Source organism: Gordonia hongkongensis, assembly GCF_023078355.1.
GTDB classification, from domain to species: domain Bacteria; phylum Actinomycetota; class Actinomycetes; order Mycobacteriales; family Mycobacteriaceae; genus Gordonia; species Gordonia hongkongensis.
The window spans coordinates 203,621-220,315 of sequence record NZ_CP095552.1; the positions used below are offsets into that span (position 1 = coordinate 203,621).

Genomic DNA, 16,695 nt, shown 5'->3' on the forward strand with positions numbered 1-16,695 from the left:
CGCGTCCCAGTCCGCCGACCGTCGGGCGGTGGTCGACGAGATGCGCGACTTCGTCGCCGCTGCCGAACGCGATTCGGGTTCCGCCCGCCGTGGGGTCGGCGTGATCACCGCCGGCCCGGGCGCCGGAAAGACCCATACGCTCCGGGAACTGGCCTCTGACACTGATGGTTCCGTTCGCACGGTGCGGGCAGACGAACTGTCATGGCGCCAACCGTTCGGACTCGCCGGGCAGCTGCTCGGAGTGGATCTGCCGACCCCGGTTCCCGATGGCTTCGACGACGATCTCTACGCGCGCGTGGACACGCTGTGTGCCGACGGGCCGCTCGTGCTCGTCATCGACGATGCCCACCACGCCGATGCGGCGACCCTGGAACTGTTGTCCCGCCTCGTACCTGCCACGCGGGTGCTACCGCTGGTGATGCTCCTCGGCCGGCGGCCGCTCCCAGAACGGGATCTGCTGAACCGGTTGGTGGCGCGAGCGGAGGTCGTCGACTGGTCCCTGCCCCCGCTGGGCGCCGACGAGGTCCACCGGATCTCGATCGAGACCGTCGGTGCCGCACCGGACGCCGAACTCTTCGGGCTGCTCGGTGCATCGGGTGGGAACCCGATGCACGTGATCTCGGTGCTGCGCGCGCTGCAGCAGTCGGGCGGTCTGCGGATCGTCGACGGTCACGCGGCGGTCGACGCACGCACCGCGTCGGGGGTACCGAGTGGACTCGAGGACGCGATCGCCGAACACGTCGCCCTCCTCGACGGTCGTGCCCGCGAGCTGACGCAGAAGCTCGCGGTGTGGGGCCGCCCGGCGACGCTCGCTGTCGAGATGCAGCGAAGATTGACAAGAATCGTGGGGGGTACTTCGACAACTTCACCGAGTGTCGGCATGCACTGTCAATCTTCACTGTCGCTTGTCTGTACGGTTGCATCCACGAGTGAGCGGACGGACCACCGCGGGTCGCGTAGAAGAATGCCTCGGGCGCTTGAGGCCTGCCGATGTTCTGCCGCAGCCAACGCACGTGCCAGCGCACGTCGGACACGAACATCACGATCTTGGCTCAGTACACGCCCCAAGTCGTCCGGCATGTCAGCCGATTCGGCCCACAAGATGGCCGCCAGACTTCGGAGTGTCCAGCTGCCTTGCGCCAACAGGCCGATGCTGTCGCCGAGCTCAGATTGAACGAGTTGGAGGGCGGTGGCGATTCGATAGTCATCATCCGAGCCGACGCCGATGAGGCGCAGCGCTGCATCGCGCACAAGTCGCTTCTCGCCAGCAGATTCAGCAAGCCTACCTGCAAGAAACGCTGCTGCCGGACGGCTGTCACTTCGGTCGTTGACGCGCATCGCGCCAAGCGGATTGCTCATGGACGCGTTGAACGCATCTGCCTGAGAAGTAGGTGGGCTGGAGACAAAATTCATTGTGGTGCTGAAGAATTGAGCGCGATGCTCCTGATCGAGGCCGTCGACTAAATTGCTTGCTGCGATGAAGTAGCTGTCCCGGTTCGATGACGGCTCCCAGGGCGAAGACGCGTTCGCCAAAAGCACCTTTATGCAGACAACACGCTGCTCCACTGGTAGTACGGCTGCGACGAGCGAGTCGTCCACAGCTCGTGTCCCCGTCCCAAACCTATTGGGTCCGTTCGTCGTTTGTGTGCATAATTGCTCCGCTGCGGCCTTGGCCGCTTCCGCCGATACGTGTTCGGGATCGCTATATCCGAGCAGTGCACCAGCGTCACGGCGGCCGTTGTTAGCCATCTCTTGCAGGCGATCGCGAACTTGGTCCAGGTTGTCTACTAGGACATTGCGAGCAGAAGCTCTAAATGGGTGCGCCTCGCGTGCATACAGTCCGACCAGCTGTTCGAGAGCAGTATCCCGAAGTTCACCGTTGTGGGCCCGGGCTACGCCTGCCGCGATCTCGACATGGCTTTCATCCGTGCGCCGGTAGTGATGTTCCTTCACGACAACCGCGTCAGCAAGCATTTTGAGCAGCGTTTGGGCGTGACGTGCTGCGAGACGCTCTGCTAGCTCGGCGAGCAGACCATAGGCCGACAGATAGATCTGCGGACTCAACATTGGAGAGTCGAGGCGCGTACCTGCCGCGGATTCGTTGATCGCGCTTAGTGCTAGCTCAGCAACGGTATCGACATCTTCGTCGGGTATGAGGTCAGCCTGTTCGGTGGCGAACTGCAGGGCGGACGCTGCCACCCATGACAGCGGACTCCTCATCCATTCGGTGACATCGTGGTAAACGTCACCAAATGCTGCGGCGACTGCGCGCGCCGCTTTCGGATCACCTGCCCCGATTGTGTAGTAAGCCGCCAACTCCAGATTATCCGTGCTGCGGTAGGTCTCGCCGAGCAGCCGACGAGCTTCACGTTCGTCGTGGAAAGACGCCGATCTAATCCCGTCGAGGAGCAGCCTCCGGAGATTGATCACAGCAACTCTCGGCTCGTCGTAATGCATCGCTGCGAATGCGCGCTCCCGCGCGTTAGTCGCAGTTGTGACGATTCTTGGCCGCGAGGGCAAGTCGGATAGCGCTTGCGCAAGAGGGTGCCACGTGTCTTCGACGAATCCACGGTAGCGATTCGCGACGAAGCGCTGACTATAGAGCCAGTCCGCTGCGTCCGCGTGTCGCTGCGCTAAGCACGCCTCACCGATGGCGTCGCGCCACTCGCTGTCTGCCTCTGCCGGAGCCGCCTGAAGCAGCCGGTGACGGGCAAATCGTGCAAGCGTTAGAGCTTTGAGGTCGCGACGCATCCGCGTCCTCGCAGTATGCACTAAGTCGGTCCACTCTCCGGTCGCGTCGGCTATCGCTAAACGTAGCCGGACTGCCAACTCGATGTTGCTGACGTCTATCTCGGCTGCGGTCGACTCGATCTGCTGCTGGTGCTCAACGAGCCAAGTCAGATCGTCGTTGCCTAGCGCGCGTTCAGCAGCGAAGGCAATCGCACGGGCCCGGTCTCCGAGTTCGGAGAGCGCAATTGCTTCTGCCGGAATCTCGATACGCGTCGGGATCGGCGTATGCATCTGATCCGAAACGAAGTCTGCAATCTCGAACGCAGCACCAAGTCTTGGCGTTCGAGGCACTTTGTTGCGCGTAGGTCCGAACTCAGGGAGGTCGGCGAGATCGCGTAACCTGCGACCAACTCGGTCAACGCCAAGCGAGTCACCTTTACCCTCCGCCACCCACAGTGCGTCCATCAGCGGCCGTATTGCAGTCTCGGCCTGGTCTGTTCGAATAGACAGCGCCACCACTGTGTCATCAAATTCTGCTGCGTGGCCGGGAAACCCCGCCGCTGCTAGTCGCTTCTGCACCTCCTGGTAGAGCTCAAGTGCCGCACCAGGATCATCGTTGGCGATATCGTTTGCTCTATCGACAAGTCTTTGGGCATCGGTACTTACTAGCGGCCCGAGCAGAACGGCGTCTGCCGTTGCTACAGCATCAGCCCCCGGAATCTCGACGGGGACGAGCACGTGTGGAATACAGAAGCGCTCAGCAGCGCGAAGCCCAAAGTACTTGATCACGATCTCGGGTTTATCCCGCAGCATCTCCGATATCCGTGACTGATCCCAAACATCGATGTCTACAGGATGATGTTGCTCGTTAAGAACCGCTTTGCGCTCCACCACGGCGCGATCATCTACCTTGGCGCTGACACCAACGACGAGTCGGACGAGTGTGAAAGGCACATCGGATCGCGTGTATTTTTCCACCGCGGAGTCCAAATGCGCGACTGTGAACTTCTGGTAGCGCTTCGACTGGATGCCCTCGCACTTTCCGTGGGCATTTGTGCCGACAACGTCGAGCCCCTTCTGAGCTTGCCCTCGCTTCCCGAAGTAACTCAGTGAACGCAGCCCCAGTTCGTGCCGTCCGAGATCTAACAGGAGTCGCTCGAAGTCCTCCCAATCCATCAAGTTTGTAGGAAGCAACTCAAGCTGGGGATCGACGGGCGGTTCGACCACATTGCTTGCTTGCTGGCGGATCGGGTCGTCAACGGGGATGGCGAGCAGTTCGTTGCTTACCTGCATATCCTCCTGATCGCCCTCACTGTCGGTCACAGACTGCTCCCTATCCTCTGAACTAGCTTTCCTCGAAACCCGACTGGTCGAACTTGAGCGTCCTGGCATTCTCAGAGACGGTTCGAACCCGGTTCTCGTTGAAGCCGTCGGAGTCAGTCGCCTCTATCTCAATCCGTACTGTCACGTTGGTGTTCGCCCCCGAACGGAGATGTGCAAGCACCTCCTCGGCTACGTTCTTGAACTCGAGCGCAATCTTGTCGGAGTTGAGTGTCTTCACCCCGTAAAAGCGTGTCGGCCAAACGATGTCCACCCTAGGGCTGGGGCCGGGCGGCGGGGTCGGTCCGGGTCCCGGGCCCGGCGGCACAGGGCCAGGTCCCGGCTTCGGACCGGGGCCAGGTTCTGCCGAGCGCTGCTTCTCAGCAACGTCGGGTCGAACGAGTAGCAATGTGTCGGTGGCAACAGGCGCAGCGCCCTTGTCCTCGGGCGTCCACAGACCGATGTAGCGGCCAGCCGCCTGGTCGTAATCGGTAGCGAGTGCGAACCCATCGGTCGACCAAATCATCGGCAGGTCGACAATGCCTTCGTCGAGTACCTTCCGATCCCGGAGCCGAGGCATGTACGGATACTGCGCGTAGAGCCCCCACAGGGCACCCAGCGAGATGTGCCCGTCCTTCCAGATCTGCGGAACCTTGTTGATCGCCAACCGGATCGTCGCAGCTGCCTGTCGGGTTGAGAGATCGCCGTCGTTGCCAAGTCGACGCGAAACGCGCTCGGCCAGTGACTCCGACTGGCCCTCGACTCTGGTCTCACGGATCAGGAACGGCGAGCTGGGTTCCGGCTGCGTCGGCACCAGCGCCCAGGTGAACGTCTGTAGCAGGCGCGCGGTCACTGTCTGGTCGGCCTGATCGCGACGTTGCGCCGCTTGGTTCCTCTGGTTCTGTGTCAGGTCGAGGTCGGCCTCGTTGTCCAAGACATGCTTCCAGCCGAGGAAGTCCCTGGTCGCGGAGTCGAGTTCTTCGAGACGAGCCTCATCCGCGGCCAGGTAGACGACCATGTTGCGATTGGTCCGGTTGGCGCTGCCCCGCTGCTCAGTGGCCTTCTGCGCGAACGCCTTTGCGTCAGATTCCGTTTTGCCCTTGTGGGCAACCTTTGGGTGAAGGATTACCAGCCGCGCCTCGTCGGTGTCGGGGATATCGGCGTTGCTTTCGGGGCAGACGTGGACGCCAGCAAACTCGCCGCGGGTGCGGCCCTGACTCTGGAGGCGGCGGACGATCTCCGCCCAGACGTCCTCCTTGTGCAGACGCTCCGCCTGATCCTTTGCGGTACGGGTGATGTTGGGCTGCAAGTCATACCAGTACTTTCCCGACCCCGAGTAAAAGTACGTCGCTCGATCACCGAGCTGCGTCAGCGCGGCATGGAAGTTGCCAGGCACATCCCCAGGTACCGCGGTGCCAAGGAACACGCGCTGAGTACCGATGCCCTTGTGGGTCGAACCCGGCGCGATGGTCGGCGCCGCACCGAAGAACACGGTGCGCGCGAGCCGCTTGGTGAGGGCACGCTGCCCGAACAGCGGCTTCTCTTTGTCGATGCGTCCTGGCTCAGAGTTAGGCCCGTCGACATCGGCGTCGATGATCGTCTTCCAGGAGTCCTGAAGATACTGTGTCAGTTCGGCATTCACATTCGCCGTGGCGAGCGGAATCGATCCGGGCATGATCAGTGGCGATGCATCCTCACCCGTCCAGAGGGCGTGAATGACAGTGCTCATCAGGCGCAGCACACCACGCGTGCGCTGGAAGCGTTCAAGGGACGACCACTCCTCGTAGAGAGTGTCGAACATCTCCGGGTGGATCGGATAGGTCCGCTTGATGCGGTCTTCATACGCGGTGTCGCGTGCTTCGCGCGGGAAGTCGTCGGTGTACTTGCGGTACATCTCGACGTAGGTTCGCGCAGTCGCACCGATGGAAGCGAGCGCGGCGGCGTCAGCGTCTTTAAACAGCCGCTGCTTGACGATGTGGTACGCCTCATCCGACGACGCCGGCCGCCACTGGTCAGCCACGCGACGTACCACGTTCTGGAGTCGTTTCAACGCCTCCAAGCCATGGGCACCACCGACCTCCTCGGCGTTTCCAGCAACGGTCTTGTCCCCGCTGTCGCCATTTTCGGAGGCAGGGATCGAAATCGCCAGCAGGACACCCGAAGTGCCCTTGGCTGCCTCGGTCAGCGACTGAGCAAAGGTGAACTGGTCGTCGAACGTGCCGCCGGCGAGATCATCGCGGCCGACGAGTGATCGGGCGTAGGCCACCCACTCGTCGATCAGAATGACAGCGGGAGCGTAAGTGCTCAGCAACTCGTGGAGCTTCTCGCCGGGGTGTGTGCGGTCAGCGTCGGAGCGAGCGACGAGGGCGAACGCCTCGGCGCCGCCGAGCTGCCACGCAAGCTCACCCCAAATCGTGTTGACCTGAGTACCGTCGTCCTTGACCACCCCGGACGGGCTGAAGTGGTTACCGACAATGGCGACGCGATTGACCTTGTCTCCCTGGTAGCCGCTTGCGATCAGTAACTCCTGGGTTGCCTGCGGGAACTCGCCCACCGGTAGCCCGGCGGCAATATGCCACAGAGAGAGCATCGAGTGCGTCTTGCCGCCACCGAAGTTAGTCTGAAGGTTGATGACTGGAGAGACGTTGTCATCTCCGGCAAGACGCCGCACCGCCCGACCGATCAAGTCGCTGAGGCCCTCGGTTAGATACGTGCGGCGGAAGAACTCGACAGGATCGGAATAGTCCGAGTCGACCTCGCCTCCCGTCGCAACCTTATACAGATCAGCCGCGAACTCAGAGGCATGGAAGTTGCCCGTCGCCACATCATCATGAGGCTGAAGAACCTCTCGCCAAGGCTTCAGCCCCCCGACGGCCTCGGGATTGTCGACCGCCGCCTTCAAGACTCGCTTGTCGTCGCGGTCGGCGGTCACGCGGCGGAGATTGAGACGAATGCCCTTGATCAGGTCACCCTCACCCGGCTTGGCAAGCAGACGCATCAACCGCTCCGCGGTGTCAAGGACGCGGTAGGCATCGTCATCGGTGAAAGAACCGTTGTGGGCCCAGGTGTTTCGGGCGTTCTTGAGCTCCGTCGCGAACGCTTCGCCCACTCGACCGAGTGTGTCGGAGAACGGATACCAGCGAGGCTTGACGTTGGTTGTGATCGCCGACTCCGTGAGCATCCGCAGCTGCACCTGTGGATCGAGAGGGTCATAGACCTTCCCAGTGTGTTTGTCTTTGGCCGCGACGAGTTGGACCCAGTTCGCGCCTGCACTGGGATCTACTGCGCCGATCACCGAGGAGATGTAGTCATCCAGTGCCGGGGCGATGGCCTCGAACATTCTGCCGACGCGGTCGCGGTTACTCAGTGCCATGTCAGTTGTCCTCATCGAAGTCGAACGCGCCTTGCGCCTGGGTCGGTTTCCTCGCGGAGCGGGCAACTTCGAGAATCTCAGGCCAACTCGTCACAAGGCTGTTGAAGGAGAGAGCATCCTTCGTCCACCCATTAGCTTCAGCAACTCGGAAGAGCAGGTGCGCGAGCTCCTTCACCAGGTCGGCATCGACTGCCCCATCGGGCCGGCTCAGCGCGACCTGAAGAAAGTCACCAGCGGGTGCGATGCCATCCCGCTCCAACACCTTGATGAGGTGGTGAAGTGCTTCCCAGTTGCTCGTGTGGAGATCGGCAACAGGGTCATAGTCCCAACTCAGATCGGAAGCCTTGATGAGCTGCACCTTGCCAGCCCGGCTGGAGAGGATCCCGGCGCGGTCCATGACGTCGACGGTGGTGTTGCGAGCGTTGGCGAGGTTGTTCGCGTCACCGAACGCACCGACGTCATACCCGTGCTGCCGGTACCAAGCGATTGCGAAGCGAGTCGGCGAGTCGAAGTCGCCCTCCTGCTCATTAAGCACTCGGTCGAGGATCTCATTGATCCTAGCCAGGGCCGACCGGACAGACATTTTCGATCCGTCTGGCTCAAGAACCGCGGCGTACCGGCTGAACACGGCCATACCTGGGCCAATGGCGGCCTGCGGGAGGTCCACCGGCGCGATCTGACCTTGCTGTAGCTTGCGGAGGGCGTCTGGAAGCTCCGCAACTAGCGCAGCAACAAACCCTCTGCGATCGGTGGTAAGCGCCTCGTCGCTCCTTGGACGGAGGGACAGAACTATCGAGGAAGCGAGAGCGTTCTTGCCACTCGCGATCATCCTGTTGCTGAGTTCCGAACGACTTGGCCAAGTCGAGGTAATCTCCCAACCGCTCCGAATCATGCCTTCGAGGAGGGTCTCCCAGCCCGTTGATGCCGCTCCTGACTCATCGCTATCGCTCTGCTTGAAGGCGTACCAGACGGTGATTGGATAACGGTCAGACGCGGACTCTCGCACCCGCGCGAATACTTCCCGGAAGCCGTCCTCGAAGAAGGTTCTGGCGCCGTCCCGCCCATCGTGGCGGTACGGATTCGCGACGAGTTCCTCGGCCTTTGGCACGAGCATCGTTGACATAAGCGCTGGATGGATATCCCGAAGCGACCTGCGCAGCCAAACATAGAAGAAATCCGAGAGGTCGGAGTATCCGATGTTGTCGTAGTACGGAGGGTCCGTACTAACGACGAAGCCCTCGTATGTCCGCGTCGCGGCATCGGCCGTCTCGGCATGCCCCGCGACTCCGTTGGATGGAAGGCCGGACAGGGCTTCTGCGGTCCAGGAAACGGCGCCCCGCCAACTCCCGGTGCCGTCGGCGAACTGATTCGGCTCGACGAAGTCCCAGGTCATCGGCAGGGCCTGGCGGGCGAAAGTGTTGCGTGTGCTTTCTCGGCCCAAGAACCAAGTGACGATTGTTGACCCTCGGTCCGCGAGCTTCGAAATCGCCATCGCAAGGTAGGTGGCAACAGCATCCGCGTACTCACGCGTACCACCGTCGCAGACGACCTGCTCGTGCACGGACTTCACGAGATCGCTGAAAGTCGAAAGTGCCCACAGTTGCCGATTGGTGAACAGGTCCGACCACGTGTCAAAGCCGTAAATCTTAATTGTCTGGTGGGTCGAAGGGCTCACGCTGTGGTCAGGCATGGCCTGTGACGGAACATCATCGGGCTCCGGAACGTCCGAGGCTTCGATGTGGGCGGAGTCCGGGGCGAGGTACTCGCGCTGCCGGTTTCCCTCGGCGACGATGGCCATCAACTGTTGCGACAACCGTCCAGCTTGCCCCTCGGCGCGGACATACTTTAGGTCAACCGGGGACTTACACGCGATGCACACCGCGCCGCGGCGCCCGACTGTGCCATCGGTCTGCGCAGTCGGCGCCCCCGTCGCGCCCTCCCCTATTGTGTACTCCACCCGCTGCCCAGATGGGTGGTCAGGAGCCGCAACGATCTGCGGCACCACATACCTCTCATTGCCCTTCTTGTTTCGAAGCCACCACGACCGTGTCAGCGGCATTTCGATCGCACATGCGGGGTTGGGGCAGGTCACCGTGCGCGCCCACATCCAGGCCACGACTTTCAGTCGTCGCCCATCGGTTGTCGTTGCAGCCGGGTACATGTGCGCAAGACGCTCGAATGCACGTTCCCTCATCCATTCGCCGTATGCTCGAATGTCCGCGGCGAGCCCCTCTAGCCCGCGCCAGGACCGAATCTCGGCGTCGATGGCACCGGGGAACAAAGGGGGCATCCCCGCGCTGCAGCGGGCAGCTCGAGAAGGGCCCTATTAATCAGGACAGCTACAGGATTCAGGTCTGAACCCGTGGCGTCCAAGCCCAGCCGCTGCGCTTCGAGGGGAATAGTTCCGCCACCCGCGAAAGGATCAAGAATCGAGGGTAGCTCGCCACCTGACGACCTTCGGATCTCGTCGAGGGCCTCCGCGAAGAGACGGCGGTCGCTACTGTTGTCCCAGCTCGCGAGTCTTTCGATCAAGCGGTGTAGGCGTTCACGCTCGAGCCGCTGCGACTCCTCCGTTGGAAACTCGTCAGGGCGCGCCGACGGGTCATCAACAAGCTGCGCAAAGATAACAGCCCTAGCCGCAGTGTGAGGTCGGCGCGCCCACCACATGTGCAAAGTGGACGGGTGTCCGTGCTTGATCGACTTCTCACGCGCGGATTCTCGGTTGATCGCTTCCAGTGGCAGTGCCACCTCGATCAGCTTGCGCTTCTGAACCAAATCGACCCCTCTACTCACCCTTTGGCAAAGCTGAACGGCGACCTACGCCGTGAAGCCCGCACATCTAAACCTATCGGCCAAGCCCGACGAAAACTCAGGCAACGTCCACGTCGCACCACGTTTGCTTGCCACCGACAGCCCTCGTCGAAGGCGGCCTCAGGGGGCAGCGGAGACGGTCGACCTCATCGTCGACGCTTCTTTCGCTTGGCGGCACGTCTTTCTGCTCGACGACGTTGCGTCATCTGCGCTGGTGTTTCGATGCTGCCGGGCGGTCTCAGCGACGCGACCACCTCGGCGAGGACCTCGGGTTCGACCTCCGTCTGACCTGAGTCGTACGAGGCGCCGATGGGTTGGCCGCTGGGTTCGTCGTACACAAACGACGCTCCGCGGCGATACCCGAGTTGGTGTTTCTTCGCCAACATGTAGGCGTGCGCTCGGCGGACTACCTGCGCGACGTCCATCGCCGCCGGTCGCGTCATCCATACGAGCAGCCAGCCATCCTCCTTGGTGAGCCCCGAAGGGAGGCCGATGCTTCTCGGTTTGCCGTCGGGATCAGGGTTGTTGATCAGGTCAATCGGGTATCTCGCGAGTTGCCGCTGGGCGTCCGACGAGCCATCCAGGAGGCTTGCTCCGATGCTCAACCATCCAAAGATTGCGTTCGCTTGGAGCCAGTCGATGAGAGGGGCCAGTGGGGAGGGAATCATGCGCGGCTTGGGCGCGACTGCATCGGGTTGCGCCGCACCGGCTGGAGGGTGCTTCGAGGAGAACCACGCATCGAGCTCATCTGTCTGGCTGGTGACCAGTCCGGGAACCTGCTTCTTGAATCGGCGCACGTCCGCTGTGCGCGGCTTGCCCCGCCAGGGCATCTCGCGCCAGGCCGTTTCGGGATCGGGCTCGACGTAAAGGCCCATCCGGAAGAACAGTAAGAAGAGGTCCAACTCGTCAACCGCCATGAACATTTCGGTGGCCTTGGATTCGGTCCGCCGCCGCACATACAGCAGGAACTCCGCGGCGCGGTCGACGAGTTGGGCGATGAGGTCGAGGTCGTTGAGGGAGACAGTCCAGGGAATGTTGTCTGGCGATAGGAGCCCCGCACCAATCAGCTTCGCGGTCGCGGTGGCGATTCCTGGCATGTCGTCCAGACTTGTGACAACGGAGTGGATCTCGCGAATATCAGCAAGGTCGAGCCAACTCCCGTCTCGGAGACGAAGACCGTGGTCCGCGACTATCCGCTGCTTCATCCGTCCTGCCTGCTCGGCCCCCTTCGTGATGGCGGTAGCAAGGTTCCTGCGCAGTGGGTTCAGCTCACCGGTCCGCGAGCGATCGCTGAGAGGAATGGCCTTGTCCTCCACGATGAACGCGACGTCGTGAAGGATGAACAAGTGGTCGCCCTCTACCAACTTCGTGTAGCCGACGGGATCGCCGGCTTCCTCGGCCTCGTTGGCGGGTACGAGGTACTCGATCCCATGGTGCGAGGTAACCCCCGGGACAAGCGTGTTGAAAAGCTGCGCGACTCGGTCTTCCAGATACTTCCCACGATGGGCCGCGTAGATCTCCCAGTGAACTGAGTTTTTCAGAGCGTCTTCGAATGCCGGCTTCACCGCGTCCGCGATGAGCGCTGGGTGGATGGTCATCACCAAGTCATCTCGGAGAACAATTGGATGAGAGCGCACTGGTGAGTTGCCATCCAGGTATGCCCGCAACGCGGTGCCTGCGGTTTCGGTCGGGCTAGGTGGTGCGAAGAAGGTTGCAATCTTTGTCCCCATCTCGGCCGATAGTCCAGCTCGGTCAGCCACGTCAGCGACAGGGACGGCCGCGTGAGTAGCACTTGGATTGAAGATGCCGGTGAGTCCTTCGAGTGCGATGCGCTTCTCGTCATCTGTGGGCGTTCGTTCCTCGCTCACGTCGAGCGCATTGAATGCATCGGCGAGAGCTTGACCTCGCGCGTTGAACTGTTCCATCTGCATCTGGTCGCAGGTGTTGAGGAATGACAGCGCGTCCTCGACGCCGAATCCGAGGAGTGCTCTTAGCCCAGCTTCGACCGGCGCGCCAAACAGACCTCGAAGCGTCTCATTTTGCATCTCGGGGTATGAAGTTCCACGCATCATGCGCCCGTTGCCACGTACAGACGCGGCCACCTGCGACATGGCGTCGAACTTCTGAGCTGACAGGATGTCGCGGACGGCGCCGAGGTTGAGGAGCTCCTGAGCAAGAGGGATGAATCGCTCGCTGATAGCACCGCAAAGGTCTTGATCGACGCGCTTGGGTTCGACACCGGAATCCATCTCTGACTCCGCACACCGGAGCACAACGGCCAAGACCTCTGCGACAGCTGGGCCGCTCTGCGCACTGGCGGGCGGCGAGACGCCCGCCGGGGCGAACGGCAATGTCATCATGCGAATGGCCTCAAGCGTCCCCAGAGGGTCGTAGCCAGCGAATCCCTCGACGAACTGCGTCGCCGCATCGTCGATACGCTGCTCAACTTCCACCGCAGGATCGGTCGCTTTCAAGACCTCTGAAAGCAACTCAGCAGTATCAAGGGCACGGTCCAGCGCTACCCGAACGTGTTGGTCCGCGTGCCAGGCTTTGGCGTCCTGGCGGCGCTTCTTGTTCCGCCGTTTTCGGGAGGACTTGGATGCCATCAAAACGGTGCCTTCCCTTTTGCCCACTGCTTGGACCAATCGCCTCGGATGCCGGTGGCGTTGAAGTCACCGAGGTCGGTGGTGGCGAATGGGTTGTCGAGGTAGTGGACCTCGTCGTGCTGGGCGCCGCGTGAGTCGACGCGGACGAGGGCGAGGCGGTAGCGCGGGACGGCGTTCTTGCCGACCATCACCTCGTTATGGGTGACGAAGAAGTCGGTCGCTCCTTCAATACGCGCTTTGACCTCGATGCGGTAGGTGTCGCCCTTGGCGTCGGTGGAGAGGATGTCGAAACCGGGGTTGTTGAAAGCCTGCTCGACGGGCTTACGACCGAGTTCACGCTCACGGGCCAAGACCAGGTCGACGCCGCGGCGTTCGACCTCCTTGGTCTCCTTGGCGTGGATCGGCGCGGTCGCGGGAAGGTCTGCCTCCAACATCCCGATGGGGATTACCAGTGCTGCGGTGACGATGCGTGGTGGCTTGGTCGACATGAGCTGCTGCTGGTCAAGCAGTGCGAGCCTCTTGCGTAGACGGGCGTCGAGTTCGACGGCCTTACGATTCAGGCTCTCCGAAGATTCTTTCGGCTTCTCACCGGCGCGTTCCTTTTCCGCCGCGACGGCGGCATCGAGGATGAGGCGATCGCGTTCACCTTCGAGCCTCTTGATGACCAGGTCACGTGCCTTACTCAACTCGGCAAGGCGCCTCGGCTGAACGTCGGCGAGGTAGTCGGGGAGTTGGTTGGCGATGATCCAGCTCGTGGCTTTGTCTTCAGCATCGGCCAGCCACGGAAGGGTGCGGGCTGAATCGGTGACGGCGTTCTCGGGTGCCGCCACGCAGTCCAGGTAGGGCGCGGGGCCAGCAGGCGTCACGGTACCGAAGCTGTCGACGTAGGCGTAGCCGAAGCGACGTGCGACGGACTCTCCGGTCGCATCGGCGACCTCTTCGATCACGCCCACGAGCAGGTGTGTCTCCTCCAGCGTCGAGGAAACCAAAACCGTGCCTCGGTTGAGGGAGCCGCCGAACTGGCGCACGGACTCTTCCATGACCGCGTCGTGCAGAGGATGACCTGGGGCAAGCAGGTCGGCGCGGCTGAGCTCCTCTGCGTGGACTTTGCCGAGGTCGAACGTGACTCGGTCGTATTTTGTGGCTATTGGCCCTTTTCCGGCGGCGCGGATCTGCTGGGGCACGTTTGCAATCTCGTAGCGGCCCCGTTCGCGCTTCACGATGCGGCCACCGAGGCGAGAGAACGCGGCCTTGAACGCCATCTCGATATAGTGCGGTTGAAGCCTGCGGGCGCGTGCCTCGTCCATTGCCGCGCGCAGTGCATACAGGTCGGCCTCGGCCAGGTTCTCCGACGCCAGTGCCCGTTCATCGAGAAGGTCCTTGAGTCCATCCCCGACCGAAGCGTCGATGACCTCGTGCATCTTGGCCTTGACGTCGGGGCGCTCGCCGTACTGGATGGCATCGAGTAGAAGGTTGCGTAGCGGGGTTTCGGTGAAGGCCTCGCCGAGGACGTCGAAGACTCTGCCGCCGTATGTCTGGCGCATCTGGTCGAGCTTCTCCAGCAGGCGGGTGAAGACTTCACCCTCGCGGGTGTTGGAGGCTACAAGGTTCCAGAGTCGGCAGACCTCTTCCTGGCCTATGCGGTGGATGCGACCGAAGCGCTGCTCGATGCGGTTAGGGTTCCACGGCAGGTCGTAATTGACCATCAGATGCGCGGCCTGAAGGTTAAGGCCTTCCCCGGCGGCGTCGGTCGCGATCAGGATTTGGACGTCGCGGTTCTTGGTGAACTCCTCGGTGATCACGCGCCGCTCGCCTCGGCGGACGCCGCCGTGGATCGCCTTGACCGAGTCGGGCTTGCCGAGCAGGGAGCCTATCTTGGACTGGAGGTAGTCAAGGGTGTCGCGGTGCTCGGTGAAGATGATGAACTTCCGGGGCCAACCGTTGGAATCGGTGACCAGTGCATTGTCCTGAAGGATCGTGGAGAGTTCGGTCCACTTGCGGTCGGTGCCAGCCTCGCGGACCTTCTTGGCGGTCGCAATCAGATCAGCGAGTTCGACAAGTTCTGCGTTGAGCTCCTCGACGGTCTGGGCGGCGGTGGCCGCGTCCATCACGTCTTCCTCAAGTTGCTCCAGCTCTTCGGCGTTGTATTCATCTTCGTCGAAGTCACCTGAGCCGATGACGTCGTCGGGTTCCTTGTAGGTGCCGTTAAGAATCTCGGTCTTCTTGCGCTCCAGCCGTTCGGAGCGTCGGACGAGACTCTTGTAGATCGCCTCAGGGCTGGAGGCGAGTCGCCGCTGGAGAACGGTCAGGGCGAAGCCGACCGTGTTCTTACGTTTGCCGCCGAGCCTGTCGGCGCGGTTCATGCCCTCGCGAACATAGCGAGTGACGTCCTCGTAGAGGTCCTTTTCCCCCTCGGTCAATTCGTAGGGCACGGTTTCGGCGATGCGTTCGGGGAAGAGCTTCTTGCCTTCGAACGTCAGCAGGTCTTCCTTGACCATGCGCCGCATGATTCCGGTGACATCGACAGACTTCTTCTGTTTGCCCTCGAACCGGTCGCGGTCGAGCAGGGTGAGGAAGAGCTGGAAGTCTTCTTCCTTGCCCGAATGTGGGGTCGCGGTCATCAGCAGGAGGTGGCGGGTGATCTGGCCGAGCAGTTCCCCGAGCAGGAAGCGTTTGGTCTTCTCCAGCTTGCCGCCGAAGTAGTGCGCACCCATTCGGTGTGCCTCGTCGACGATGATCAGATCCCACTCGGTCTCCTTGAGCTGGGCTTGGAGTGCCTCGTTGCGGGAGAGCTGGTCCATGCGTGCGATCAGCAGCGGGTTGGTTTCGAAGACGTTGAGGTTGATGTTGGCGTCGATGAGCTGATTGGTCAGCAGATCGAACCGCAGCCCGAACTTGAAAAACAGTTCGTCCTGCCACTGCTCGACCAGTCCACCGGGAGCGATGATCAGGCACTGCTTGACGTCGTCGCGGAGCAACAGCTCCTTGACGTAGAGGCCAGCCATGATCGTCTTGCCGGCCCCTGGGTCGTCGGCGAGGAGGAACCGCAGCGGAGTCCGCGGCAAGAGCTCCCCGTATACCGCACGAATCTGGTGCGGCAACGGCTGCACGTCGCTCGTCGCGACAGCCAACATCGGATCGAACAGCCCAGCTAGCGAGATGCGCTGGGCCTCGGCGACGAGCTTGAAGTCACTGGCGGTTGCGTCGAACGCGCGGCTCCCGCTGGCCGCGACGCTGAGGTTGTCTTGGTCCTTGCGGAACACAACCCGTTGGCCGAGGCCACCTGAGGCGTTCTGGTAGGTGAGTGCGAGTGCGTCCGTGCCATGCCACTGGGCAGCGATGACGGTGATCACCTCTGCGGGAATGAGACCCTCGATTCGCAGACCGGGCTTCAACTCTTCAAGCTGCACGTGTGGACCTCCTCATTGACAGCTCTCGAACGCTACCCGTCAACACTGACAGGTTCGCCATCGCCGGGAATTCAACGAGACCAAACCGAGTGGCATTGCCAGGCCTTCGAACGCTTGCTGAGAAGCTGTCGAAGACTTCGCTGAGGTGCCACCCGACGCCCGTCACCTCGAATTCCCATCGGCGAGTTCGCGCAATGCTCGCCCCAACTCCTCCGGAAGCGTGTCACGAAACACCCGATAAGCCGCCTTCGATTGTCGGGTCACCGGCGGCGGCCACGCCGGGCTGGTGTCCAACCACCCCTGAGCAACCTCGCACCACATCCATGTCACCGCGTACGGGAGTGCGGCCGCGCGCCTCCTCGGACTCGCCGACCGCGCCCAATCGGTAAACCACGTGTCGGGCGTACTCGCGAGCTCGATGACTCGTCGCTCGAGCGCCCGATAA

Annotated in this window: 5 protein-coding genes and 2 pseudogenes; 1 reads left to right on the plus strand and 6 read right to left on the minus strand. The window is 62.1% G+C overall.

Annotation, left to right across the window (positions count from 1 at the left end):
• Positions 1 to 40 precede the first annotated feature (40 nt).
• A pseudogene (locus tag MVF96_RS00990) lies at positions 41 to 358 on the plus strand (AAA family ATPase); the annotation flags it as partial.
• Between the two features lie 48 nt (positions 359 to 406).
• On the opposite strand, the gene MVF96_RS00995 reads toward MVF96_RS00990, so the two are convergent.
• The 6 genes and pseudogenes from MVF96_RS00995 to MVF96_RS01020 form a co-directional block, all read right to left on the minus strand.
• Positions 407 to 739: a hypothetical protein gene (locus MVF96_RS00995; RefSeq protein ID WP_247452185.1), complete on the minus strand. Its 333-nt coding sequence runs from the start codon at positions 737 to 739 to the stop codon at positions 407 to 409.
• A 149-nt stretch (positions 740 to 888) separates the two neighbouring features.
• Positions 889 to 4,053, minus strand: a complete 3,165-nt coding sequence (locus MVF96_RS01000) for an ATP-binding protein (RefSeq protein WP_247450851.1) — start codon at positions 4,051 to 4,053, stop codon at positions 889 to 891.
• Between the two features lie 22 nt (positions 4,054 to 4,075).
• A complete protein-coding gene (locus tag MVF96_RS01005; RefSeq protein ID WP_044505526.1) occupies positions 4,076 to 7,423 on the minus strand; it encodes a DUF499 domain-containing protein in 3,348 nt (1,115 codons plus the stop codon).
• A gap of 1 nt (position 7,424) precedes the next feature.
• Positions 7,425 to 10,198: pseudogene (locus tag MVF96_RS01010) on the minus strand (DUF1156 domain-containing protein).
• Between the two features lie 182 nt (positions 10,199 to 10,380).
• The gene (locus MVF96_RS01015) at positions 10,381 to 12,840 is read right to left on the minus strand and encodes a hypothetical protein (RefSeq protein ID WP_014924725.1); all 2,460 of its coding nucleotides are present in this window, start codon (positions 12,838 to 12,840) and stop codon (positions 10,381 to 10,383) included.
• Positions 12,840 to 16,250, minus strand: coding sequence for a helicase-related protein (locus MVF96_RS01020; RefSeq protein ID WP_014924724.1), 3,411 nt, complete (start codon positions 16,248 to 16,250; stop codon positions 12,840 to 12,842). The genes MVF96_RS01015 and MVF96_RS01020 overlap by 1 nt, the downstream gene beginning before the upstream one ends.
• Positions 16,251 to 16,695 lie beyond the last annotated feature (445 nt).